Source organism: Microbacterium sp. SORGH_AS_0505, assembly GCF_030818715.1.
GTDB lineage: Bacteria > Actinomycetota > Actinomycetes > Actinomycetales > Microbacteriaceae > Microbacterium.
The window spans coordinates 1684292-1708408 of record NZ_JAUTAT010000001.1 but is presented as its reverse complement, the minus strand read 5'-3'; the positions used below and the strand labels follow the sequence as shown (position 1 = coordinate 1708408).

Annotated in this window: 26 protein-coding genes and 3 tRNA genes; 10 read left to right on the top strand and 19 right to left on the bottom strand. The window is 70.2% G+C overall.

Annotation, left to right across the window (positions count from 1 at the left end; translation table 11 throughout):
• Positions 1-6 precede the first annotated feature (6 nt).
• Positions 7-804: a sulfite exporter TauE/SafE family protein gene (locus tag QE428_RS08415; RefSeq protein WP_091351829.1), complete on the bottom strand. Its 798-nt coding sequence runs from the start codon at positions 802-804 to the stop codon at positions 7-9.
• An 88-nt stretch (positions 805-892) separates the two neighbouring features.
• Here QE428_RS08415 and QE428_RS08410 point away from each other — a divergent pair, with 88 nt between their 5' ends.
• The gene (locus QE428_RS08410) at positions 893-1927 is read left to right on the top strand and encodes a beta-propeller fold lactonase family protein (RefSeq protein ID WP_091351827.1); all 1035 of its coding nucleotides are present in this window, start codon (positions 893-895) and stop codon (positions 1925-1927) included.
• Positions 1928-1933: 6 nt separating this feature from the next.
• Here the strand turns inward: QE428_RS08410 and QE428_RS08405 are convergent, their stop codons facing one another.
• From QE428_RS08405 to QE428_RS08395, 3 genes are all read right to left on the bottom strand, one after another.
• Positions 1934-2491, bottom strand: a complete 558-nt coding sequence (locus QE428_RS08405) for an NYN domain-containing protein (protein ID WP_091351825.1) — start codon at positions 2489-2491, stop codon at positions 1934-1936.
• 69 nt (positions 2492-2560) lie between these two features.
• Positions 2561-4288 (bottom strand): AarF/ABC1/UbiB kinase family protein, encoded by a 1728-nt coding sequence (locus tag QE428_RS08400; RefSeq protein WP_091351824.1) that lies wholly within the window; start codon positions 4286-4288, stop codon positions 2561-2563.
• 5 nt (positions 4289-4293) lie between these two features.
• On the bottom strand, positions 4294-4905 hold the full coding sequence (locus QE428_RS08395; RefSeq protein ID WP_091351823.1) for a PadR family transcriptional regulator: 612 nt from the start codon (positions 4903-4905) through the stop codon (positions 4294-4296).
• Positions 4906-5151: 246 nt separating this feature from the next.
• On the opposite strand from QE428_RS08395, the gene QE428_RS08390 reads away from it, so the two are divergent.
• Positions 5152-6174, top strand: coding sequence for a lytic transglycosylase domain-containing protein (locus QE428_RS08390; RefSeq protein WP_091351822.1), 1023 nt, complete (start codon positions 5152-5154; stop codon positions 6172-6174).
• 93 nt (positions 6175-6267) lie between these two features.
• Here the strand turns inward: QE428_RS08390 and QE428_RS08385 are convergent, their stop codons facing one another.
• Positions 6268-7563, bottom strand: a complete 1296-nt coding sequence (locus QE428_RS08385) for a M18 family aminopeptidase (protein ID WP_307468022.1) — start codon at positions 7561-7563, stop codon at positions 6268-6270.
• 106 nt (positions 7564-7669) lie between these two features.
• On the opposite strand from QE428_RS08385, the gene ligD reads away from it, so the two are divergent.
• On the top strand, positions 7670-8902 hold the full coding sequence (gene ligD / locus QE428_RS08380; protein WP_307468019.1) for a non-homologous end-joining DNA ligase: 1233 nt from the start codon (positions 7670-7672) through the stop codon (positions 8900-8902).
• Here the strand turns inward: ligD and QE428_RS08375 are convergent.
• Positions 8863-10479: a DHA2 family efflux MFS transporter permease subunit gene (locus QE428_RS08375; RefSeq protein ID WP_307468016.1), complete on the bottom strand. Its 1617-nt coding sequence runs from the start codon at positions 10477-10479 to the stop codon at positions 8863-8865. The two genes, ligD and QE428_RS08375, sit on opposite strands and share 40 nt — an antisense overlap.
• Before the next feature lie 67 nt (positions 10480-10546).
• Positions 10547-11041, bottom strand: a complete 495-nt coding sequence (locus tag QE428_RS08370) for a metallophosphoesterase (RefSeq protein WP_307468014.1) — start codon at positions 11039-11041, stop codon at positions 10547-10549.
• Between the two features lie 94 nt (positions 11042-11135).
• Here QE428_RS08370 and QE428_RS08365 point away from each other — a divergent pair, with 94 nt between their 5' ends.
• Complete coding sequence (locus QE428_RS08365; RefSeq protein ID WP_307468011.1) at positions 11136-11390, top strand: hypothetical protein; 255 nt, start codon at positions 11136-11138, stop codon at positions 11388-11390.
• Positions 11391-11563: 173 nt separating this feature from the next.
• Positions 11564-12073, top strand: a complete 510-nt coding sequence (locus tag QE428_RS08360; RefSeq protein WP_307468007.1) for a hypothetical protein — start codon at positions 11564-11566, stop codon at positions 12071-12073.
• 51 nt (positions 12074-12124) lie between these two features.
• On the opposite strand, the gene QE428_RS08355 is transcribed toward QE428_RS08360, so the two are convergent.
• The 9 genes from QE428_RS08355 to QE428_RS08315 all read right to left on the bottom strand — a co-directional run bounded on the left by QE428_RS08355 (position 12125) and on the right by QE428_RS08315 (position 17848).
• Positions 12125-12198, bottom strand: a tRNA-Met gene (locus tag QE428_RS08355).
• 24 nt (positions 12199-12222) lie between these two features.
• Positions 12223-12294, bottom strand: a tRNA-Thr gene (locus QE428_RS08350).
• Positions 12295-12358: 64 nt separating this feature from the next.
• Positions 12359-13675, bottom strand: coding sequence for a M23 family metallopeptidase (locus QE428_RS08345; RefSeq protein ID WP_307468006.1), 1317 nt, complete (start codon positions 13673-13675; stop codon positions 12359-12361).
• Between the two features lie 187 nt (positions 13676-13862).
• Entirely contained in the window at positions 13863-14651 is a 789-nt protein-coding gene (locus QE428_RS08340; RefSeq protein WP_307468004.1) for an inositol monophosphatase family protein, read from the bottom strand.
• Between the two features lie 104 nt (positions 14652-14755).
• Positions 14756-15778, bottom strand: a complete 1023-nt coding sequence (locus QE428_RS08335) for a hypothetical protein (protein ID WP_307468003.1) — start codon at positions 15776-15778, stop codon at positions 14756-14758.
• Between the two features lie 146 nt (positions 15779-15924).
• Positions 15925-16009: transfer RNA gene (locus QE428_RS08330), tRNA-Tyr, on the bottom strand.
• Positions 16010-16096: 87 nt separating this feature from the next.
• Positions 16097-16585 carry an FBP domain-containing protein gene (locus QE428_RS08325; protein WP_091351810.1) on the bottom strand — a complete coding sequence of 163 codons (489 nt, stop codon included), beginning with the start codon at positions 16583-16585 and terminating at the stop codon, positions 16097-16099.
• Between the two features lie 40 nt (positions 16586-16625).
• Positions 16626-16940 (bottom strand): hypothetical protein, encoded by a 315-nt coding sequence (locus tag QE428_RS08320; RefSeq protein ID WP_133398535.1) that lies wholly within the window; start codon positions 16938-16940, stop codon positions 16626-16628.
• A 50-nt stretch (positions 16941-16990) separates the two neighbouring features.
• Entirely contained in the window at positions 16991-17848 is an 858-nt protein-coding gene (locus QE428_RS08315; RefSeq protein ID WP_307467996.1) for a LysM domain-containing protein, read from the bottom strand.
• Between the two features lie 93 nt (positions 17849-17941).
• On the opposite strand from QE428_RS08315, the gene QE428_RS08310 reads away from it, so the two are divergent.
• The 3 genes from QE428_RS08310 (at position 17942) to QE428_RS08300 (ending at position 19228) form a co-directional block, all read left to right on the top strand.
• Positions 17942-18433 carry a YajQ family cyclic di-GMP-binding protein gene (locus QE428_RS08310; RefSeq protein ID WP_028497481.1) on the top strand — a complete coding sequence of 164 codons (492 nt, stop codon included), beginning with the start codon at positions 17942-17944 and terminating at the stop codon, positions 18431-18433.
• A 97-nt stretch (positions 18434-18530) separates the two neighbouring features.
• Positions 18531-18782, top strand: coding sequence for a hypothetical protein (locus QE428_RS08305; protein ID WP_307467992.1), 252 nt, complete (start codon positions 18531-18533; stop codon positions 18780-18782).
• Positions 18779-19228, top strand: a complete 450-nt coding sequence (locus QE428_RS08300; RefSeq protein ID WP_307467990.1) for a BLUF domain-containing protein — start codon at positions 18779-18781, stop codon at positions 19226-19228. Before QE428_RS08305 ends, QE428_RS08300 begins: the two co-directional genes overlap by 4 nt.
• 58 nt (positions 19229-19286) lie before the next feature.
• On the opposite strand, the gene QE428_RS08295 is transcribed toward QE428_RS08300, so the two are convergent.
• Both QE428_RS08295 and QE428_RS08290 read right to left on the bottom strand, forming a co-directional pair.
• Positions 19287-20414, bottom strand: a complete 1128-nt coding sequence (locus QE428_RS08295) for a Gfo/Idh/MocA family protein (protein WP_307467988.1) — start codon at positions 20412-20414, stop codon at positions 19287-19289.
• Complete coding sequence (locus QE428_RS08290) at positions 20411-21235, bottom strand: sugar phosphate isomerase/epimerase (protein WP_091351804.1); 825 nt, start codon at positions 21233-21235, stop codon at positions 20411-20413. The genes QE428_RS08295 and QE428_RS08290 overlap by 4 nt, the downstream gene beginning before the upstream one ends.
• A gap of 111 nt (positions 21236-21346) precedes the next feature.
• Between QE428_RS08290 and QE428_RS08285 the strand changes: the two genes are divergently transcribed.
• Both QE428_RS08285 and QE428_RS08280 read left to right on the top strand, forming a co-directional pair.
• The gene (locus tag QE428_RS08285) at positions 21347-21946 is read left to right on the top strand and encodes a TetR/AcrR family transcriptional regulator (protein ID WP_307467983.1); all 600 of its coding nucleotides are present in this window, start codon (positions 21347-21349) and stop codon (positions 21944-21946) included.
• Positions 21943-23148: a multidrug effflux MFS transporter gene (locus QE428_RS08280; RefSeq protein ID WP_307467982.1), complete on the top strand. Its 1206-nt coding sequence runs from the start codon at positions 21943-21945 to the stop codon at positions 23146-23148. Before QE428_RS08285 ends, QE428_RS08280 begins: the two co-directional genes overlap by 4 nt.
• Here QE428_RS08280 and QE428_RS08275 read toward each other — a convergent pair.
• Positions 23090-24115 (bottom strand): alpha/beta hydrolase, encoded by a 1026-nt coding sequence (locus tag QE428_RS08275; protein ID WP_307467979.1) that lies wholly within the window; start codon positions 24113-24115, stop codon positions 23090-23092. The genes QE428_RS08280 and QE428_RS08275 overlap by 59 nt on opposite strands.
• Positions 24116-24117: the final 2 nt, after the last annotated feature.

Below are 24117 nucleotides of genomic sequence, written 5' to 3'. Positions count from 1 at the left end.
GCCCGGTCAGCGGGCGCGATGGGCGCGGACCGCTTTGACCCCGAGCTGCACCGCGATGAAGGTGAGGTAGACCGCGAAGAGGACGTTCGCCGTGAAGGGATCGACGAGGGTCGCAAGCCAGGCGCCGAGGGCCGTGGTCGTGCACGCCGCGACGCCGATGACCGCCGCCGCGACGAGGTCGACGTTGTGGCGCCGGAGGTTGCCGATCGTCCCCGAGATCGCGGTCGGGATCATCATCAGCAGCGAGGTTCCTTTGGCGACGAGGTCGCTCGTGCCGAAGAGGAACATGAGCGCCGGCACGACGATGACGCCGCCGCCGACACCGAGGAGGCCCGCCATGATCCCGGTGAAGACACCGAGCACCGCGAACCCGATGCCGGTGCCCCACGTCAAGGGGACCTCCGCCTCACGGGAGGGCACCACGATGAACAGCATCACGATCACGACGACGAGGAAGGCGATGAAGCCCCAGCGGATCGCGTTCTGGGGCAGCCGCGCCAGCAGCCAGGTGCCGATCTGAGCGCCGACGACGGCGGCCGCCGCGAGGATGATCGCGGGGATCCAGGCGACGGCGTCGACGGCGGCGTAGGAGATGACGCCCACGGCGGCGGTCGGCACGATGGCGGCGAGCGAGGTCCCCGCTGCCCGCCGCTGATCGAAGACGAGCAGCGTCAGCAGGAGCGGGACGATGACCGTGCCGCCGCCGACGCCGAACATCCCCGACATGAGCCCGGCGAGCAGGCCGATCGCGAGGGCGCTCAGGTAGTAGCGCGGCGTACGGTCGGTGGTCGGGAGCGCGGTCACGAGGGCAGATCCGACACGAAACGCATGCGACGACCCTACTCCCGCGCCGACGCGGCACCGCTCGCAGGGAGCGGCATACGATCGATTCATGTCCTCTTCACTCGTCCTCGTGGCCAACGCCGGTGACTCCTCGATCAGCACCTTCCGCGTGACGGATGCCGGGCTCGAACGCCTCGCCGTGACGCCCGGAACCACCGGGTGCTCGAACTTCGCCGTCGACGGCGACCGCGGCCTCGTGTACGCGTCGGTGAAGGCGGACGACGACAACGCGGAGGCCGGCATCCTCACCCTGGCCCTCGACCGCGAGACCGGCGCGCTGACCCCGCTCTCGCGCGTCGCGCTGCCCGGCGGCGCGATGAACTACCTCGCCCTCACCCGCGGCGGGTCGGCCCTCCTCGGTGCCGCCTACTCGGGCGGCTACGGCATCGTCTGCGCCGTCGGCGAGGGCGGTGTCGTCTCGGCGCCGACCGCCGAGGTTCGCTTCCCCCGTCTGCACTCGGTGCTCGCGAGCGGGGACGGGCGCCACGCCTACTTCGTCTCGCTCGAGACCGACCTCATCGCCCAGTACGCCCTGGGCGAAGACCTCTCCCTGTCGCCCCTCGAGCCGGCGACCGCCGAAGCCCCCACCGGGAGCGGGCCGCGGCACCTCGCGTTCAGCGACGACGAGGCGACCGTCTACGTCCTCACCGAGTTCACCGGCGAGGTGCTCCGCTACCGCCGCGACTCCGCGACCGGAACGCTCGACCTGATCGACGCGACCCCCGCTCACGATCCGTCCGAGAAGCTCCGCCACAGCGTCATCGACGAGGACCCGCGCGAGAACCACTACGTCTGGGGTGCGGACATCCACCTCACCGACGGCGTGGTGTGGGCGTCCGAGCGCACGGCGAGCACCCTTGCCGCGCTGCGCATCGACGGCGACGGCTCTCTCTCGGAGCCCGCGGGGTTCGTCTCGACCGAGACGCAGCCGCGCGGCTTCGCCGTCAGCCCGGACCGCACGCTCCTCGTCGCTGCCGGCGAGGGCTCGACGACGGTGTCCCTCTACCGCGTCGACGACGCCGACCTGCACCTGCAGGGCCGGTACGAGACCGGTCGCGGCGCGAACTGGGTGCGCTTCGCCTGACCCCGCTCAGCGCAGGAACTGCTCCGGGTCGAACTCGTCGATGGGGATGATCCGCACGCGCGGCAGCTGCGCGTCGAACGCTCCCGCGTCGTATTCGAGGTCGAAGAAGCGGATGCCGGGGATCTGAGCGAAGCCGGCGTTGCGGAACTCCTCGAAGGCCAGCACACCCACCCGGCGCGAGCCGTCGGCGAGGACGCCGAGGTCGTCGACGAAGTCGCCGTCGTGGCTGACGAGCACGACGTCGTCGCCGTGCTCCTGCAGGGCGCGGAGCGTCCGCTGGATGGCGAGGTCGACGACCTTCTCGTCGGGGTCGCCTGACAGCGGCACGGGCTGGTAGCCGAGCGCGAGGAGGGCCTGCACGAACGACATCGGCAGGTTCGTCGAGGCGTTCAGGAAGAAGAGCCCGCGCGCGTCCTGATTCCACTGGTCGGCGACGAAGGAGAGGATCCGGTCCCATCGGGGCCGCTCATCGGGCTGCGGACGCCGCCCCAGGATCGAGCCGCCGAGCGTCGCGTCGATGTTCTCACCGTCGACGAGGATCCAGGTCCTGCGATTGCCGGCCATGCCGCCTCCTCCGCGCGCGCCGTTCGAGCCGTGCCGGCGCGCCCGACTCATCCTAGGCGGCGCCCCGCCTCACCAGCGGCGGCCGAACACCCCGGCGAGAAGGGCATGACCCAGCGGCAGCAGGGAGCCGGTCATCAGCACGCCGCCGAGCACGGGATCGTCCGGGCGAAGGGTGGCACCGCCCACGAGGAGTGCGGCGAACAGCAGCCCCGACAGGGTCCGCCGTCCCAGCTGCTCCAACCGGGCGACGCGACGTTCGAGTGCCGGGTCGGGGAACGAGACGCGTCGGTCCTCGATCCGCGTGAGGAAGCCGTCGACCCGGCCGGGAAGCCGCGCGGCCGTGGTCACACCGGTGACGGCGCGCCGCAGCACGTCGGTGACGGCGTTGCGTCCCTCCTCGCGCACGAGACGCGAGGCGTACGGCTCGACGGCGTCCCAGAGGTTGAAGGCCGGGTCCAGCGCACTGCAGACACCCGAGGTGAGCGACATCGCGCGCACGATGAGGAGGAAGTTCTCCGGCAGTTGGAACGGCAGAGACCGCACGACGTCCTGGAACTCGATCGCGAACGCGCGGAACTCCCGCGGGTCCACCTCTCGAAGTTCGGCGAAGCCCATCCCGCCGAACCGCGCGAACAGCTGCGTCATCGCGCGCTCGAGCTCGGTCGTATCGGCGCTGGGCAGCAGCACTCCCACGTCGCGGATGCTCTGGACGAGCGCGACGCCGTCCCGCGCCGCGACGGCGATCATGAGACGCCGCAGTCCGTTCCGCAGGCTCGGCGGGACCTCGCCCATCATGCCGAAGTCGATGAACGTGAGCCGCCACCGCGGAGCGTCGGCACCGGCGGCATCCGTCCCCGTCAGCGGCGTCACGAAGATGTTCCCCGGATGGGGATCGGCGTGGAAGAACCCGTGCGTGAACACCTGGTCGAACATGACCGAGGCGAACACCTGGGCGACCTCTGCCGGGTCGATGCCCGCCGCAAGGAGCGCCTCGTGATCGGTGATCTTGATCGCCGTGACGTCTTCGAGGGTGAGGGTCCGGCGCGAGGTCCGCTCCCAGACGACGGCGGGGACCCCGACGCGCGGGTCGCCGGCGAAGTCCGCCGCGAAGCGCTCACCGTTGGCGGCCTCGTGCAGGTAGTCGATCTCCTCGAGGCTCGTCTCGGCGAACTCCTCGACGAGCTGGGGCGCGTCGACGCGGTCCGACACGATGCGGACGTGGCTGAGCCAGCGTCCGACTCGGCGGAGCGCGGCGAGGTCGGTGTCGACGATCCGCTGGATGCCGGGCCGCTGCACCTTGACCACGACGGCGTCGAGTCCGGTGAGCGCGGCATCCTCCTCCGCCAGGCGGGCCCGATGGGCCTGACCGAGGGATGCCGCGGCCACCGGCACCGTCTCGACGCCCGCGAACGCGCGACCGAGCGGAACCCCCAGCTGCCCTTCGGCTTCGGCGCGGATCTCGGGGAACGGAACGGCGGGGACCTCGTCCTGCAGACCTTCGAGTTCCTTCGTGATCTCGGGAGGCAGGACGTCCAGTCGCGACGACATGAACTGACCGACCTTGATCATCAGTCCACCGAGATCGATCGCGAGTGCATGGAACCGGCGTGCGATGCGCTGCATGCGCGCCGACCGTCCGCGCACGCCGATCCAACCGAGGCCGATCCGCGGCAGGAAGAGCTCGAACCACCACGTGACGACGAGCGCCCTCGCCGCGAACCGGAGGATGCGTCGATAGCGCGCCCGCGCGTCGCGGTCGTCGGGAAGGTCCTCGCCTTCCCGACGCCGTGCTGCCACGCGGATCAGCCCTGCGCGAGCAGAGCGTAGAGCCGGCGGCGAGCCTCGTCGAGGATCTCCACGGCCTCCGCCACCTGCTCCGGTGACCCGGTGCGGGCGACCTGCGCCGCTGCCTGAGCCAGCTCGACGCCGGCCTTGGGGAGAGCGGATGCGCGGTGGTGGTGCTCCTTCGTCGGCGCGGCGCTCTCCCACGGAGCGGACCCGGCCGCTTCCTCGGCGACCATGCGGCCCGCGTCGGTGAGCGAGTAGGTCTTGCGACCGCCCGCCTCCTCGGCGACGATGAGGCCCTCGTCCGCCAGCAGCTGCAGGGTGGGGTAGACCGAGCCCGCGCTGGGCTTCCACGATCCGCCGCTGCGCGAGTCGATCTCCTGGATGATCTGGTACCCGTGCATCGGCTTCTCCACGAGAAGCGCGAGGACGGCGGTGCGCACGTCTCCCCGGCTCATGCGAGAGGGCGCCGGGCGCTGATCGAAGGACGTTCGGAACTGCTCGAAGGCCTCCATGAGACCGGCGCCGAGGTTGCCGAGATCGAAGCCCTGCGGCCCCGATCCGAACCCGCGGCCGGCGCCGCCGAAGCCGCTCGAGCCGAAGCCCTGCGAACCGAATGAGCTGTTCATGATGTCTCCTTCAGGTGGTGACCGATACCCAACGATATATCGTTCACAGGCATCCGCGGCTGGGGTCAGGAAGTTCCCAGGCTCCGTGATCAGGACTTTTCACACCGGGTGACCAATCGGGGACGTCCAGGTAACGTTCGGGTAACGCTCAGGTCCGTGAACCAGGGTGGGGGACTCGTGCCCGCCCGAACGGTCACGCACGCCCTTCGAGGCGTGTCCCCGCTACACGGAACCATTACTTTCTGCATGCCTACTGACTCGACGTACACGCCCACCCGCCGCTCCATCCGCTCCACCCGAACCGAAGAACGCAGACTCCGGCGCCGCCCGGTCCTCGTCCTCTCGACGATGACCACCGCCTTCGTGATCGCCGCCAGTGCGACGGCCATGGCACCCGCCCCTCAGGCCGCACAGGCCGAGACTCCGACACCCGCGATCGCCCTCGCCTCGTTCTCGCGGACTCTCCCCGAGTCCCTGACCGACGGCGTCGCAACCTCCGCACCGGAGTCGCGAATCCAGGCGGCGCTCGAGAAGGCCCAGACGTCCGTCGCCGCGTCGAAGGACGTCACCGCCGACATCAAGGCCTCCAAGCTCGACGTCGGAACCAAGGACACGACGGTCCCCACGGACGACCTGTCGAACGCGGTCGACGAGCTCGAGACGGTCGCCGGACTTCCGCTCCTGCTCGACACCCGCGACGCGACCGAGGCCGTCGAGGCCGAGATCGCCTCGGTCGACGAGCAGACGAGCGCTCTGCGCGGTCGCCTCGACGCCGCCGTGGCCAAGGAGAAGGAGCGCCAGGCCGAGGAGAAGCGCAAGGCCGAGGCCGCCGCGAAGGCCAAGGCTGAGGCCGAGGCCGAGAAGAAGGCCGCCGAGGAGGCTGCCGCCGCCGAGGCGAACTCTTCGAGCTCCAGCTCGAGCTCGAACGCCTCTGCCCCCGTGGCGCGGGCAGCCAGCGGCACGTCCGCGGCAGCTGCGCAGGAGACGGCGCGAGGCATGCTCGGAAGCTACGGCTGGGGCGACGACCAGTTCGGATGCCTCGTCTCGCTGTGGAACAAGGAGTCCGGCTGGAACTACCAGGCGTCCAACCCCTCGAGCGGCGCCTACGGCATCCCCCAGGCCCTCCCGGGCAGCAAGATGGGCTCCGCCGGATCCGACTGGCAGACGAACCCGGCGACGCAGATCGCATGGGGCCTCGGCTACATCGACGGTCGCTACGGCAGCCCCTGCGGCGCCTGGGGCCACTCGCAGTCGGTCGGCTGGTACTGATCGCCGCCTGACGCATCGCCCCTGACACCGCGGATGCCGCGGGTCCCCGACATCACGTCGGCGGGCCCGCGGCATCCGTCGTTCCCCCTGCGATCAGGCGGTGAAGAACGCCTCGGCCACGCGGGACAGGTCGTGGAGATCGCTGACCCCGGCGAGCTCGCGCGCGGAGTGCATCGACAGGATCGGGATGCCGACGTCCACCGTCGCGATCCCCAGCCGGGTCGCCGTGATCGGACCGATGGTGGATCCGCACGGCACCGCGTTGTTCGAGACGAACTCCTGCGAGCCGACACCGGCGACGTCGCACCAGCCGTGCCAGGCCGCGGCACCCGCGCCATCGGTGGCGTAGCGCTGGTTCGCGTTGATCTTGAGGATCGGTCCCGAGCCGAGCCGGGGCTGGACCACGGGGTCGTGCTTCTCGGCGTAGTTCGGGTGCACCGCGTGACCCACGTCGCTCGAGACGCACCATGACGACGCGAGCGAGCGCAGCTGCTGTTCACGGTCGGCGCCGAGCGAGAGCTGGATCCGCTCGAGCACATCCGCGAGGAACGGCCCGGCCGCCCCGGAGCGGGTCGCGGAGCCGACCTCCTCGTGGTCGAACACCGCGAGCATGGCGATGCGGGACGCATCGAACCCGTCGGCGGCGCGTTCGAGCGCGACGACGCCGGCGTGGACGGACGCCAGGTCGTCGAGACGGCCCGAGGCGAAGAACACGTCACCCTTGCCGAACACGGCGCCGCGGGCGGCGTCCGCCGTCACGACGTCGTACCCGCGGATGCGCGACGCGTCGACACCGGCTTCGGCGGCGAGCTCGCCGAGCAGGTCGGCGGAGTCGGCGTCGCCGAGACCCCACACCGGCTGGGTCTGGCGCTGCTTGTCGAGGGCGAGGCCGTCGTTGACCTCACGGTCGAGGTGGATCGCGAGCTGCGGCAGCCGCAGGAGGGCACCGGTCGCGGCGAGGACACTCGTCCCGTCATCGAGCACGAGACGGCCGGCGAGGCGCAGCTCGCGGTCGAGCCACGAGTTCAGCAACGGACCGCCGTAGACCTCGACGCCCGCCTGCAACCAGCCGAGGCTCCCCGTCGTCGGGCGGGGCTTGAGCTTCAGGGCCGGGGAGTCGCTGTGCGCACCGAAGACGTGGACGCCGGTCGCGGCATCCGCTCCGTTCGGGACGACCCAGGCGAGGACCGCACCGTCGCGGACTACGAAGAACCGGCCGCCGGGCTGCGCGGGCCAGGCCTCGCGCTCGTCGAGCTCCTGGAAGCCCGCCTCGCGCACTCTGCGGGCGACCTCCGTCGCGGCGTGGTAGCTGGAGGGCGACGCGGCGACGAATTCGGCGAGGTCGGCGGCGTGGTCGAGCGCTGCAGAGCCGGTCACGGGCGTGGACATGGGTGTACCTCCAGAGAAGGATGCCGGGCGGGACCCTCCGATCGTAGTTCGACCGGGTCCGCGCAACCCCGTGGCTCACGGGCCCGCGCCGCGGTAGACCGGGCGCATGGCGAAGAAGGACGATGCGGTCACGCTCGAGGTCGACGGGCACGAGGTGCGGCTCTCGAGCCCCGACAAGGTCGTGTTCCCGGAGCCCGGGATCACGAAGCGCGAGCTCGCGGAGTACTACCTCGCGGTGGCCGACGGAGCGCTCCGCGGCGTCGCGGACCGACCCATGGTGCTGAAGCGCTTCGTGAAGGGGATCGACCACGAAGCCTTCTTCCAGAAGCGCGTCCCGGAGAACCGACCGGATTTCGTCTCGTCCGCGACGCTCCGCTACGCCTCGGGGACGAGCGCCGAGGAGGCCGTGATCCGGGATGCCGCGGGCCTGGTCTGGGCGGTGGGGCTCGGATGCCTCGACCTGAATCCCCACCCCGTCCGCGCCGACGACCTCGACCACCCCGATGAGCTCCGCATCGACCTCGACCCCATGCCCGGGGTGGAGTGGTCGCAGATCGTCGACGTCGCGTTCGTCGCGCGCGACCTGCTGGCCGATGTCGGACTCGTGGGGTGGCCGAAGACGTCGGGCTCGCGCGGCATCCACATCCTCGTCCGTACCGATCGGCAGCACGACTACGCGCAGGTGCGGCTGGCGGCCCAGGCGTTCGCGCGCGAGATCGAGAACCGCGCGCCGGGGCTGGCGACCGCGCACTGGTGGAAGGAGGAGCGCGGCGAGAGCGTCTTCGTCGACTTCAACCAGAATGCGAAGGACCGGACGGTCGCGTCGGCGTACTCCGTGCGGCCTCTCGCCGACGCACGCGTCTCGATGCCGGTGGAATGGGACGCGCTGCGGACGATCCGTCCGGAGGAGTTCACCGTCCGGACGGTGCCCGCCCTCTTCGCGGAGCGAGGGGACGCCCACGCCGGCATCGATGACGCTCCCGGATCACTCGCGCAGCTGCTGGCGCTCGCGGAGGAGCTCGGACCCGCCGAACGCGCACCACGCGGCGGGGACGGCTCGGGGCGGCGGCAGTCGACGATGCCGCTCATCGAGATCTCCCGCGCCGCAACGAAAGACGAGGCGCTCGGCGGGCTCGACCGGTGGCGCGAACGCCACCCCGACGTCGCTGCGCACCTCTCCCCCGCCGATGTGATGGTCGACGGCATGCGCGGGTCGAGCTCGCTCTGGTACCGCGTGCGCGTCAACCTGCAACACGTCCCCGCAGCCGAACGCCCGGCCCAGGAGCCGCTCGAGGTCGACTACGACCCGTGGACGCGCTCCGCCGGTCGGGACTTCTGAGCCTCGTCGTCGCGGCGGCGGCCGGAGCCGAGGGCGAACGTCGCTCCGAGACCGATGACGAGGAAGCCCGCGGCCGTCAGGGCCGACGCGCGGGTGCCGTCCGAGAAGGCGGTGCGCGCGGCATCCGCGATCTGCGCCTGCGACGGGTCCGCCTCGAGCCCGGCGATGGCTGCTCCGGCCGAGTCGACGACGGCCGTCACGACTTTGTCGGCGGCGGCGGACGGGACACCGGCATCGTCGAGGGATGCCGCGAGCACACCGCCGGTCGTCGTGAACAGCACCGTCCCAAGGATCGCGACGCCGAGTGCCGATCCGACCTGGCGGGCGGTGGACTGCATGCCCGAACCCTGGCCGGACTTCTCGACGGGGACGTCCTGCAGGATCACACCCGTCAGCTGGGCGGTCGCGAGTCCGACGCCGAACCCGTAGACGGCGAGGGCGGGGATGAGCCAGCCCCAGGCGGCATCCGGTCCGATGATGAACCCTGCCCACGCGATGCCGACGATCTCCGCCAGGATGCCGAGGCGCACCACGACGACGGCCGGGACCTTTCCGCTGAACGCGCCCGCGGCGCCGCTGGCGATGAACGATCCGCCGGCGAGGGCGAGGAGCAGCAGGCCGACCTGGAGCGCATCGAAGCCGAGGACGAACTGCAGCCACAGCGGCAGCGCGAGGATGAGCCCGAACTCGCCGAGCGAGACGACGAGGGCCGCGATGTTGCCGTTCCGGAACGACGAGATGCTCAGCAGCGAGAAGTCGATGAGCGGGTCCTGGCCGCGGCGGCCGCGGCGGAGCCCCCACCAGACGAACAGGACCAGCGCGATGAGCGTGATGGCGAACGCGAAGGGGATCGGCGAGACGGCCAGGGGCCAGGTCCAGCCGCCGATCGTGAGCCCGTCCTCGGCGAGCCACCAGCCGAAGGTCCGGCCCTCGATGAGGCCGAACACGAGCGAGCCGAAGAGGATCACCGACAGCAGTGCGCCGACGCCGTCGATCGAGCGCCTACGGGTCTCGCGCGACTCCGCGACGGTCAGCAGAACACCGATCACGATGATGATGCCGAGGGGGATGTTGATGCCGAAGGCCCACCGCCACGAGAACGCGGTGGTCAGCCAGCCGCCCAGGAGCGGACCGACCGCCGCCATGCCACCGATCGTCGACCCCCAGACGGCGAAGGCGATGCCGCGCTCACGGCCGCGGAACGTGGAGTTGATGAGGGACAGGGTGGTCGGGAGGATCATCGCTCCGCCGACGCCCTGCACGAAGCGCGCGAGGATCAGCAGCTCACCCGTCGGTGCGACGCTCGCGAGCACCGACGACGCGGCGAAGACCGAGACGCCGATCAGCATCACCCGCCGCCTGCCGAAACGGTCGGCGAAGGCGCCGAACAGCAGCAGGAACGAGGCGAACACGAGGGTGTAGACCTCCTGCACCCACTGGACCTCGGTCGAGCTGATCTTCAGCTCTTCGACGATCGACGGCACGGCGACGTTGACGATCGTCGAGTCGACGATGATGAGTGACACCGCGACACTGATGAAGACCAGTCCGAGCCACCGGCGGGAGTCCTTCGCCATGAGATTTACCTCGCTTTTCTAGCAATCCGACAGCGATAGTACTCCTCCGACGACGGGGTGCAACCCGTCAGATGCTCCGGAGTTCGACGGAGCGGATGCCGCCGTCCGCCACCTCGACCACCATCAGCGTGTGGTCGGGTTGCCGCCGCCGGTCGGTCGGCGAGCCGGGGTTGAGGAGGCGCATGCCACTCGGCGCCGTCGTGTCCCACGGGATGTGACTGTGGCCGAACACGAGCAGGTCGGTGCCCGGGAAGGCGGCATCCATCCGCTCCTCGCGGCGCTGCTTCTGCCCCGTTTCGTGCACGACGGCGACGCGGACGCCCTCGATCTCGCGGCGCGCGACCTCGGGCAGGACGGCGCGCAGATCGTCGCCGTCGTTGTTGCCGTACACCCCGAGGACGTCGCCGTGCTGGCGCAGGTCGTCGAGGACGGATGCCGCAACCCAGTCGCCGGCGTGGATCGTGAGATCGGCGGCATCCGCTTCGCGTCTGACCGCGTCGGGCAGGGTGCGGGCGCGGCCGGGGATATGGGTGTCGGAGATCAACAGCAGTCGCGTGGTCACCGCGGCAGGGTAGCCCAGCCCGGCGCGAGGCGACAGCCTCTGCGCGAGCAAGGTGGAGTGGGTGAGGGTGGGGGTTCTCGAAGGAAGGAACACCATGAGCACTCCCGAGCAGACCGGCGACGACGGCATCCGCCTCGACCCGAACGACGCACCCACCGAGGACACCACGGTCGGAGACACCGAGGCCGCCGACGCCGAGTTCGAGGGACGCCCCCTCGACATCCCCGCGGACGAGCCCGAGGAGACATATGCCGGCACCGACATCCAGCCCGAGTCGCAGGGCGAGGATCCGGTCGTCGTCGAGCTCGGCGAGGAGGGCGAGGGCGACCTCTCCCCCATCGACATTTGACCTCTCGAACAACGCATCGCATTCACCGATGCAACAGATCGTGCTCGACACGCCGCCCACCGACCCGGTGAGGCGGCGTGTCGCGTCGAATCCCTTGCATCCGTCGACAGGTGAGGATGCCGCGGTTCGACCTGCGTCTTCATCTCCCCGAAGATCTGTGTCAGATTCAGGTCATGGATACCGCTGCCGATGCACAGGTGCCGTTCACGTTGGCCGACGCCACGGTGCATACGCTCACGACGTGGGCGCTCGGATCGGTCATGGTCGGTGCGTACTGGGTGGCAGAGGCGTCCTCGCCAGGCGGAGGGTTCGACTATCTCGGTTGGTTCCTCGCCTTCAGCACCGTCGCCGTGTTCATCCTCTGCTGCCTCGGCTCGCCGCTGGCATGGTTGACGGCGCGAGCGTTGCGGACCGTCACCTCGACGTGGGTGCACATCGTCGCGTTCGGGGCGTTGGGCGCTGTGGCCTCGGTGCCCGTCTTTTGGGCGATGCTCCCGTGGACGTCACTGGAGGGCGAACCCGTCCTGAGTCCGCGGATGCTGGGCTTCGCCGCACTCTGCGGCATCTGCGCAGCAGCGGCGCGAGCAGTGGCGTTCCTGTCGCGTGCACGCCGTGAGCGGCGGCCACCCTGTCCGGTCGATCCGGAGGATGCGTTGCTGGACGCTCTGGATCCGGCGCGCTGACCCCCGCCCGGACATGACAAAACCCCCGGGGTGGAGCCCAGGGGTTTTGCGTAGCGGGAGCGGGGCTTGAACCCGCGACCTCACGATTATGAGTCGTGCGCTCTGACCAGCTGAGCTACCCCGCCGTGGCGCATCTGAAGGATGCTGCGAGCCCCGAGTCAGGATTGAACTGACGACCCCTTCCTTACCATGGAAGTGCTCTGCCACTGAGCTATCGGGGCGTGCTGCCCGCAAGCGGGCAACTAGAAGAGGATACCAGAGTCGCGGCACCCGTCTGTAACCGGGTCAGCCTTGCGTGTGCTCCTTCAGCCACGGCAGCGGATCGATGCGCGTGGTCCCGCCGAGCAGCACCTCGAGGTGCAGGTGGGGGCCGGTGGACTTGCCCGTGCTGCCGACCTGGCCGATGACCTGACCGGCCTCGACGGTCTCTCCGGGCGAGACGCGCAGCGAGCCGTACTCCATGTGCCCGTAGCGGGTCGAGACGAGCTGACCGTCGATGATGTGGTCGATGACGACCGTCACTCCGTAGTCGCCGCCGGCCTCGGTAGCGATGCGGACGGTTCCCGCAGCCACCGCGTGGATCTCGGCTCCCCGGCCGGGGGTGAAATCCGTGCCGTGGTGAGCACGCGAGAACTTCGAGAGGTAGGACGTCGAGCCGAACTGCGCCGAGATCGGCACGCCCACGGGGAAGGGCCACTGCACGGCGGCCGTGGCGTCGTTCACCCAGGTGCCGGCGAACGCGGTGACACCGGACTCGGCGGCGACGTCGGCCATGGATTCGATGTCGTATTCGTCGGAACGGGCGAGATCCTTCGCCGCCGTGGCGGAGCCGGCGACGTACGCCTGGATCTCAGGGGCGTCGACGTCTGTCGCGTCGCTGGCGAGCGTCATGTCGCCCCGCACTTCCTGGCCGAACGCGCCGACGGCGGCGACGGGAGTCGTGATGCCGATGGCGAGCAGTCCGACGACCCCGACGACGCTGACGGAGAAGGATGCCGCGGCGACCCGCTTGAATATGATCCGGCCACGACGGGGGCGAGCGGGCTGATCCGCCATGCGCACCCGAGTTGTCGTGGGCTGCGCCTGCTCGTCAGCCTCGGCTGCCGCACGGGCGACCTGGATCGGCGTCTCGCCCGTGAAGGAGAAGACCTTCGCGGCGAGCTCGAACTCGTCGATGCTGGGCGCCGCGTCATGCGCGGAGGAGTGAACGGAGTCCGCGGCCGGGAGGACGATGGTCTCGTCGAGGAATTCGTGAACGGGGACCTCGGGGACCGGGACGGCGGGAGCGGCCGGCCGTGACCGGCGACGCCGCGGCAGAGTGGCCGCGGCGGCCTCGGCGATCACGGTCTCCGCGATCGACGCCGGTGCCGCCTGGGCGAGCTCCGGCTCGGGCGCGACGAACGCCACGACGGGTGCCTCCGCAACCGGCTCGGCAGCGACCGCGGTGACCGCTTCGACGGCTGCGGACGCCTCGCGCGCGCGCCGCCGGCGCAGAGCGGGCGCCTCCACCGTCTGAGCGATGGCGGGGACCTCGTTCGAGACGACAGCTCCGTCAGCCTGCCGACGGTACTCCGCACGGGTCAACGGCGCGGGGCCGGACACAGCGGGTCGCCGGCTACGACGCGCTGCGGGCGCGTCGGTAGAGGAGGCATCGAAAGTCAAACGTGCGGGCTCTCGTGTCGAGCGGCCGGGGCCGCGGGCTTCAGGGGTCGATCTTCTCCGCTCGGGCAGCGAAGGTAACGATCAGATAAACACGCTACACGACGGAGGCTGGGAATGGGATGCCGGTTCACACACCGATCGTCGCCGCCAACCGTTCGAAGAGCTCGGGGCCCGCAGCGATGGTCATCTCCCGCCCGGGAGCGCCGCCGGGCGCCCCGGTGACCCGTCCGCCGGCCTCTGTGACCAGCAGCGCACCCGCGGCGTGGTCCCACGGGTGCAGTCCCCGCTCGAAGTACCCGTCCAGCCGGCCGGCTGCGACGTACGCCAGGTCGAGGGATGCGGCGCCTGCGCGGCGCAGGTCGCGCAGGAGCGGCATGACGGCGGCGACCCTCGCGAGGTCCTCCGCATGGTGCTTCGGGTCGTATCCGAAGCCTGTGGCGACGAGCCCGCCGGCTTCACCGACGCTCGACACCGTCAACCGGTGCTCTCCTCGCCATGCGCCCTCGCCTCGGATCGCGTGGAAGGTCTCGTCGATGGCGGGGTTGTGCACGACCCCGGCGAGCGCGGTCCAGGTCGGCGGCGTGGGCTCTCCCGAGACCGCTGCGATGCTGACGGCGTAGTGCGGCATCCCGTAGGCGTAGTTCACGGTGCCGTCGATGGGGTCCACGACCCACGTGATATCGGAGGTCCCCCGCTCGGCGCCGGACTCCTCGCCGAGGAACCCGTCATCGGGCCTCTCGGTCGCGAGACGGGCACGGATGAGCGCCTCGACCTCGCGGTCCGCCTCCGTCACGATGTCGGCGAGCGCCGACTTGGTCGCGGCGATCGCGACACCTTCTTCACGGCGCGTGCGGGCGAGCTCACCCGCTTCGCGAGCGATGTCGAGGGCGAGGTCGGCGAGCGCGGCGGGATTCATCCCTCCACGGTACGCCGCCCGGCGGCCGTCGCCCGCGGAACGACGAACCGCCCGCGACGCCCTCGCGGAGGGCGAGGCGTCCCGGGCGGTTCGAGGAACAGGATTCAGTAGCGCGGCGGCGGCGGAACGTCGGGCGTCCCCGGAGCCGGCGGCATGGGAGGAACCGGCTGATCGGGCTGGGCCGGCGGTGCAGGCTGCGCCGGTGGTGCAGGCTGCGCCGGTGATGCGGGCTGCGCCGGCTCGCCGGGGATCGGCGCGGGCGGCGCGGGGGGCACCTCGGCGCCCGCGCCGTAGGGCTGCTGAGCGTAGGTCGGCTGACCCGTGTAGTACGCGTTCCAATCGGGGCTGCCGTCGGGCATCACCGGGAGCGGGGTGCGACCGTCCGCGTACGTCGGCCACGCCTGGACCGGCGCTGCTGGCGCGGCATCGTGCGGGGCGTACGCCGTCTGCGGCGCATAGGCGGGTGCGCCGTAGCCCTGCGCCGCATAACCGACCGCCTGGGGACGCTCCTTCTTCGGCGCGAAGAGGGCGTTCACGAGAGGAACGAGAGCCGTGCCGACGGCAGCGAGGATCGCGACCGAGACGAGCACACGCCAGTAGATGTCGCGGAAGTCGACGAACTCGCCCAGCATCAGCGGGATCACGAGCATGAACGCGAGGATGACGATGAGGCCCATCGTGACGTAGGCCACGATGCTGGTGAACGTCGTCTGGTGACGCGTGAACGACTTCACGTAGAGACGGATGTGGAGAAGGGCCCCCTGCAGGACCAGCAGGATGACGATGTACTTGAAGAAGCGTTCGACGCCGACACCGTAGTTGTCGCCCGCATCCGGCATCCAGATCAGGAAAGCCCCGATGATGAGCGCGACGACCCACGACACGATGCTCGCGAGAGCGAACCACGCCGGTCGACGGCTGGCGAGGGATGCCTCGAGGATCGACAGCCCGGCGAAAGCGGCCAGCAGCAGGATCGTGAGGAACGCCCGTCCGACGATGCCGGCGGAGTCGCCGACGATGACCCACACGACGCACACGATCGCAGCTGCGATGAGCGCGCCGATGGCGACCCAGATCGCGGCTCTGAAGATCTTGCTCGAACTGGGGGCGGTGATCGGTTCGCTCATCCTCGACATCCCTTCGGCGGAGGCCTCCCCCCGCCCTCGCCCCCATCCTGTCAGACCGCGCGGTGCGGCAACGCGATCTCCACAGGGCTTGCCCTGGCCACCGGGGGAATGAGAAAGAGCCGCGGAATGCTCCGCGGCTCTTCGTGTGGTGGCGAGTGAGGGATTCGAACCCCCGAATGCAATGCAGTCTGATTTACAGTCAGATCCCTTTGGCCGCTTGGGTAACTCGCCAGGTGCGCACCCGCCCGGCTTTCGCAGTCGACCGGAGGCGCGATCACCGATACTACCCTCCCTGAGGGCGTGACGAAAACCGAGGCGTCAGGCGGCCGCGGCGACGCGCTCGACGAAGGATTCGAGGCGGTGTCGGGTGCCGTCGATCCGCCGATCGACGCTCGCGCGGATCTCGCTCGGCGCCAGCGGCGCGGCGATCCGCACGTTGTCATGGCAGGTCAGATCGGCGCACACGTAGGTGCCGACGCTGTCGCCGCGGTCGCCGGCATCCCCCGCCCGTCGCGCAGTGAACATCGTCACCTGGTTGCCGGGCTGCATCGTGTGGCAGATGTTGCACATCGCCGATCGGGCGTGGGCGGCGCCGTTCGCGGCCCGCAGGACGATGCCCGTGGGCTCGCCGCCGATCTCGGCGACGACGTAGCCGCGGCTGCGCGTCGTGGGGTCGCGCCAGGCGAGGAAGTCGAGGTGATCCCATTCGAGGATTGGAAAGTCGTGGGGCAGTTCGAGACGGGTGCGTTCGTCCTTCGTCGCGTTGACGAGCACGTCGCGCAACTGGTCCTCTGTCAGCGGCCGCATCAGTCCAGTCTACGAAGGAGGGGATGCCGCGGCTCCGTCGTCAGCTTCCGATCGCGAGGATGATCGACGCAGCGCCGACGAGTCCGATCCCCAGGACCGTTCCGATCGCCGGCCAGACGAACCCGCTCCGGCGGATGCCGGCGAAGACGAGACCGACGATGCCGGCGAGCATCGCGGCCGACCCACCCGCGACGAGCAAGGCGAAGGTGACGATGAGGAGCCAGCCGTACTGCTCGTCGACCGTCGCAACCAGAAGGAGGACGAGGAACGTCGGCAGGACCGACAGGACCACGATGACGACGGCGGCGATGCCCCAGGCACGCTGCGCGAGCTGAGGGGGTGCGGGCGTGCTCACGTGGTCAGAGTAGGGGCGCCGAGCCTGCGGTCATGGTCGGCGCGCGGTGATCAGCCCTGAGATTCGATCGACCGGCTCGTCGGGCGCAGCTGCACGCGGTCTCCGGGCTGGAGGACATGCTCCGGGCCCCCGGCCTGGTTGAACTGCTGCACGGTGATCGCGTCGACGCAGAACCGGTCGCCGATCCCGCGGTACGTATCGCCCGGCTGCACCGTGTAGAAGGTGGGCGTGCCGTCGACGTTCTCGACCGGCCCCTCGGCGTATTCGCCCGTGCCGGTGTCGACGATCGTCCCCCTCATTGTCACCGCGATGCGACCAGAGGAGTCGGGCGTCGACAATTCGATGCGGGCGATCCCGTCGCAGTCCTGGTGGGTGCGATACCCGCCCTTGTTCGCCTCGTTGAGCGCGGCGGCCGTCGCGGTGCCCTCGGAGAGGATGGCGAGATAGTCACCCTCGTAGATCTCGCCCGCCCCGTCGAACGCGTTCGCGGCGTCGAAGTCGCCGCTGTCGAGGCAGAACCGCTCGACGATCGCCCAGTACGAATCGTTGGACACGACGCGGTAGACCGTCGCGAGTCCCTCCGCGTTCGAGCGCTCGACGGCCCCCGTCGCACCGGGAGAGATCGACCCCCGATCCTTGCCCGGCGGAACGCCGAGGCATTTGCTCTCGGGCGGCGCCGGAGTGGTCTCGACCGGTGCGGGCTGCGTCGGCTCCGGCGTCGGCGTCGGCGTCGGCGTCGGCGTCGGCGTCGGGGACGCGATCCGTATCGGCGTGGCCGACGGGGACGGTGCTTCCGCGACCACCTCGTCGGTCGGGATCATGCCGATGACGGCCGGCGCCGCGAGCGCAAGCAACCCCACCACGGCCCCCACGGCGATTCCGACCATGATCTTCCCCCGACGATCCATGCCTCGACGCTAGCGGCCGCGCATCACGGGCGCGCAACGATGTGGATGCCGGGACCCGCGGCATCCGCTCGGTACAGCGGTACCCTCGAACGCATGGCATCAGACTCTTCGTTCGACGTGGTCAGCAAGGTGGATCGTCAGGAGGCGGACAACGCCCTCAACCAGGCGCGCAAGGAGGTCGAGCAGCGCTACGACTTCAAGGGCACCGGCGCCTCGATCGAGTGGAGCGGCGAGTCGATCCTCATCAAGGCGAACAGCGACGAGCGGGCGAAGGCCGTGCTCGATGTCTTCCAGTCGAAGCTGATCAAGCGCGGCATCTCGCTGAAGAGCCTCGAGTCCGAGGACCCGCAGCCCTCGGGCAAGGAGTTCCGGCTCGTGTCCACCCTCAAGGAGGGCATCTCCTCCGAGGACGCGAAGAAGATCACCAAGCTGATCCGCGACGAGGGCCCCAAGTCGGTCAAGGCGCAGATCCAGGGCGACGAGCTGCGCGTGCAGTCGAAGTCCCGTGACGACCTGCAGGAAGTCCAGCGGATGCTGAAGGCCGCCGACCTCGACGTCGACCTGCAGTTCATCAACTACCGGTGACGCGCGGGTGAGTACCCCCGGGGGTTGTCAAGCCCGGGCGGGCTTCGAGCCCCTCACCTAGCGTGGCAAGTCAGCACCACGAGCAAGTGAGGTCCCCGTGCCCGAGCACTACTCATCCCCCGGCACGGTCTGGGCGCGCGTCGAAGACGGCTTCCACGTCGGCAGCCGCGACGGCAACTTCCTCGGTTACATCGAGCGGCGCACCGACGGACGGTTCGCGGCCTTCGACATGCGGTCCGCCCTGATCGGCACGTTCGCAGACCTGGTGTCCGCGATGCGCACGCTCTCGTCGGCTCCGACGCCCGCTCCGGGCGCGGACGGCATCCTCACGATCCGGGAGACCCGATGACCACCGCCGACGACACCGTGTTCTCCGTCGTGTACTCCAGCACCGCCACCGCGCCGTTCAGCCACGAGGCGCTCGGTGAGCTGCTCCAGCAGTGCCGGGCGGCGAACTCGGAGCGGGGCATCACGGGCATGCTGCTCTATCGGAACGGCCGCTTCATCCAGATCCTCGAAGGTCCCGAGCAGGCCGTCCGCGAGACCATGGGCAAAATCGAGCGCGACCCGCGCCACGACCACCTGCGGGTCTTGATCGACGAGTTCATCGAGGAACGCAACTTCGCCGAGTGGACGATGGGCTTCGAGCCCATCACGATGCCCCAGGGCGACGCACCCGAGGGCTTCCGCGACACCTTCGACGACCTCGAATCGCATGGCGATCCGTCGGCCACTCTGCGCGCTGCGCGCGAGTTGAGCCTGTGGTTCCGCGTGCGCGCGAACCAGCCGAACTGACCGCACGAACGGCGGCCCGGACCCCGCCAGGGATCCGGGCCGTCGCAGTGTCAGCCGATCAGAGCGTGCTGGCGAAGGGGTCGAAGTCGACCGGCACGGCGGGCACCGGCGCGACCGTGCTGTCGATCTCGAGGTACTGGCCGGTCTCCGCCGAGTCCTGAGCCGACAGCAGCACGTCGAGGACGTGGAAGCCGAGCTCGCCGGTGGCGACGTGCGTCCGGCTCTCCGCGATCGCGCGGACCATGTCGAGGACACCGAGACCGCGGCCGACGACCGTGCCCTGCTGCTCGACGTCGATCCACTCCTGCTCGGTCTTCATCCCGTCGCGGAAGACGCCGAGCGGCTTCACGTAGCGGGTCGGACCGTCGAAGCGGTTGGGGTCGGGCAGCACGATCGAGCCCTCGGTGCCGTGGATCTCGACGACACCGTGACGCTCGAGCGCCGAGTCGAAGCTCAGCAGGTGCGTGCCGTGCTGGCCGCCCTCGAACGTCGAGAGCACCTGCACCGACGAGGGGACCTCGACGGGGAAGGTCTCACCGGCGCGGGGACCGGTGTGGATGTGACGCTCCGTGCGGAAGCGCGATCCGCGCGCCGCGACACCGGCGATGGGCCCCAGCAGGCTGACGAGAGCCGAGAAGTAGTACGGCCCCATGTCGAGGAGGGGTCCGGCACCCTTCGCGAACAGGAACGCGGGCTCCGGATGCCAGAGGTCGGGCCCCTGCGTCTGGAACGCCGTCTGCACGAACAGGGGCGTACCGATGACGCCCTCGGCGATGGCGCGCTTCGCGGACTGGAAGCCCGGGCCGAGGATCGTGTCGGGCGCCGAGCCGACGCGGACGCCGGCGGCGTCGGCATCCTTCAGCAGCTGACGGGCACCCTCGCGGTCGAGGCCCAGCGGCTTCTCGGTCCACACATGCTTGCCGGCGGCGACCGCCTGCGACGAGACCGCGATGTGCGACTCGGGGATCGTGAGGTTCACGACGAGTTCGACGTCGGGGTTGGCGAGGACGTCCTCGAGCGTGCCCCACGAGGGGACGCCGTGCTCCTCTGCCTTGGCCTTGGCGCGCTCGGGGATGATGTCGCCGATCGCGACGACCTTCACGTCGGGGAACGACGTCAGGTTCTCGAGGTAGGTCTGGCTGATGACACCGGCACCGACGATGCCGACTCCGACGGGGCCGGTCATGCGATGAACCCGCCGTCCTTCAGGAAGGCGTACGACGCGGCGATGTCCTCGAACACGTCACCGGGAGCCTTGTCGTACTCGATGACGGCGTACTGGATGTTCGTCCCGGCGTGCAGCGATGCGGCGAGCGGAACGTCACCGGTGCCGGCACGCAGCTGCTCGAGCGAGTCGGAACCGAACTCGTCGGCGCCGGGTGCCCAGGGGTTGGATGCCGGGGCGATGCCGTCCTTCACGTGCACGGCGACGAGGCGGTCGCCCAACCTCTCGACGAGGGCCGGCACGTCCTGGCCACCGGTCAGGGCCCAGAACAGGTCGAGCTCGATCTGGACGCGGTCGTCGGTCAGCTCCAGGAAGCGCTCGTAGGCGGTCTGTCCGTCGAAGGACTTCACGAACTCCTGCGCGTGGTTGTGGTAGCCGACGGACATGCCGAAGCCGGCCGCGGTCTCGACGAGACGGTTGAGGCGCTCGGCGATGTCGGCGACGCCCTCTTCGGTGAACCAGCGCTCGGCGGGGACGAACGGGTCGATGACCGTGGTCATGCCGATCTTCGCGGCAGCCTCGAAGACGACCTCGGGAGCGGGAGTGGGGATCGAGCCGTCCGGCGTCCACAGCTCGTCCGACAGCAGCGGCGCGTGACCCGTGGGAGAGGCGAGGCCGCTGGCGTCGAGGGCCGCGCGGATCTCGTCGGGGCGGCGGACGAAGTCGAACGCCTCGACGTTGCGCAGGCCGAGAGCGGCCAGCTTGTCGAGCGATCCGGACATGTCCTCGCTGAACTCTTTGGCGAGCGTGTAGAGCTGGACTGAGGCGAGCGGCAGAGCCATGGGCCTTCCTTCGTAACGTCGTTGTCGGATGCCGCGAGGCGGCGTGGCCACGACGATATCAGAATTAACCTCCAAGTGGAGGTTTTCGTTCCGCCGTCCTACTCTGTCCCCATGAGCCAGGACGAGGACGATGTGATCGGCCGCCGCGGATCGCGGCCGAAGGGCGTCGCCAGGCGTCAGGAGATCCTCGACCGTGCCATCGAGGTGTTCCGCGAGCGCGGCGCCAGCGGCACGTCGCTCCGCAAGATCGCGGAGGCCATCGGCGTGTCCCACGCGGCGCTGCTCCATTACTTCGACTCCCGCGAGCAGCTCCTGGTCGCGGTCTACGCGCACGCCGAGCAGTCCCACGACGATCCGCCCGAACTCCGGCCCGGTATCGACACGATGATCCACGCCGCCCGGAGGAACGTCGGTATACCGGGGCTCGTGACGCTCTACTCCACCCTCCTCGCCGCGTCGCTCGAGACCGAGGACGGCGTCGGCCGAGACTTCTTCACCCTGCGATTCGAGGGCCTTCGCAGATCGATCACCGAGAGCCTTCGACTGCAGCAGCAGGAGGGCCTCGTGCGCGACGACGTGCCGGCCGAGCACCTGGCGGCGCTCCTCATCGCGGCATCCGACGGTCTGCAGATCCAGTGGCTCCTCGACCCCGGCGTCGGACTCGAGTCCACGCTCCGCACGCTCGGCGCGCTGCTGCGCCCCCGGGCATGACCGCGCCGCACCTCACCCGCCGGCTCGTCGTCGTCCTCGGGTTCCTCTCGGCCGTCGGGCCGTTCGCGATCGACATGTACCTCGCGTCGCTCCCCCAGATCGCCGACCAGCTCGAGGCCGCGCCCGCCACGGTCCAACTGACCCTCACCGCGTTCCTCCTCGGGCTGGGCGTCGGGCAGCTGCTGCTCGGCCCGCTCTCGGACATGTGGGGGCGCCGCCGCGTTCTCCTCCTCGCTACGGCGGCCTTCACCCTGACGAGCGTCGCCCTGATCGCATCCCCGAACATCGAGGTGTTCATCGGCCTGCGCCTGTTGCAGGGACTGTCGGGTGCGGCTGGCGTCGTGGTCGCGCGGGCCATCGCGGTCGATCTCAGCACGGGGCGCACCGCGGTGCGCGCGCTCAGCCTCATCGCGACCGTCGGCGGACTCGGCCCCCTCATCGCTCCCCCGATCGGCGGCCTCGTCGCCTCGTTCTCGGGGTGGCGGGGCGTACTCACGGCTCTCGCCGTCATCGCCGTCCTCATGCTCGTCCTCGCCTGGCTCGTCGTCCCGGAGTCTCTCCCCCGCGAACTCCGGCACACCGGCGGCCTGCGGACCATGCGCGCCTCATTCGCCCATTTCATGAGGGACCGGGTCTACCTGGGGTACACGGGCGCCTACGTCTCCGGCTTCGCGGGCCTGTTCGCCTACGTCGCGGCATCCCCCTTCGTCGGGCAGATCATCCTGGGGATGCCGCCCCTGCTCTACGGTCTCGGATTCGCCGGCGGCGGCGCCGCACTGCTGGTCGCGAACCTGATCAACGCGACGTACGCGCCGCGGATCGGGCCGGAGCGGATGCTGGTGGTCGGCGCCTCGCTCGGCGTCGCCTCAGGGGTGGTCATGACGGTCTCGGCGGCCACCGGCATCCTGTCCGTCCCGCTCTTCCTCGCCTGCGCGTTCACGACGATGGGCGGCGCGGGGCTGACCTTCGGAAACGCGAACGCGCTGGGCCTCGCCCGCGCGACGGCGAGCAACCGCGGGGCCGGAGCAGCGCTCATGGGCGCCTGCCAGTTCGCGGTCGGTGCGCTCGTGACCCCGATCGTGGGGTTGTGGGGAGAGGAGACGGCGGTGCCGATGGCGGGCGTCATGCTGCTGGGAGCAGCGGTCAGCCTGACTCTCGGGCTCGCCTCGAACCGCGCGAGCGGCCGAGCACACCCCGCATGAGCCACCGTTCGAGGGCCAGGTAGGCCTGCTCGCGCGGGGTGGGGCGGGACAGGAAGATGTCGTGGATGCCGCCCTCGATCCGTGCGAGCGTCACCTCCCGCCCGATCCGCGTCGCGGCGCGGGCGATGTCGTCGACGACGAGGACGGAGTCGCTGCCGGTCATCTCCGCGTTCCACGCGAAGGGGTTCGTCGACTTCGTCGACAGGAGCACGATCGTCGGGCACCCGACATCCACTCCCGCCGACACCCGCCGGTGGCCTTCGACGATCGCCGCCAACCACCCGGGATGCGTCGGGAACCCGCGCTCGGGCCGCCACTCGCGTCGGTACCCGCGCACCGGGAGGGCCCCGACCTCGGTCTGGGCCCGGGTGTAGAAGCCGAGGTCGACGACCGGGTGCGCACCCATCGGGTCGACTCTCGCGCGCATCTGGACGAGCGGCGACAGCGCCTGCCGCCCCAGTGTGCCGAGCTGCAGTTCGAGCCACGGGCTGTTGAGGACGAGCGCATCGAGCCGGCCGTGATGACGGGATGCCCACAGCGCGGCGGTGAGACCTCCGGTCGAGTGCCCCATCATCACGAGGCGGCGACGCGACCGCGGACGGTCGAGCGGATGCCCCATGGCGCCCAGCGCCGCGGCGATGTCGGCGTCGTACACGTCGAGCGAGGTGACGAAGCCGGGCGTGTTCCCCGGCCGCAGACTGCGACCGTACTTGCGAAGGTCGAGGGCGTGGAACCGCGCGCCGAGGGACGCCCAGAAGCGCGCGAGCTCGACCTGGAAGAAGTAGTCCGACCAGCCGTGCAGGTAGAGGACGTCGACGTCGCGCAGCGGCCCGGTGAGGCCCGCGAGCTTCGGCGGATCGAGCCGGACGAGCGTCGCGACGACCTCGCCCTCCGAGTCGCTGCCCAGGGGCAGCGTGAGCCGCTCGAACGGACGTCCCAGGACGTCCTGCTCCCAGCCGCCGGTCATGA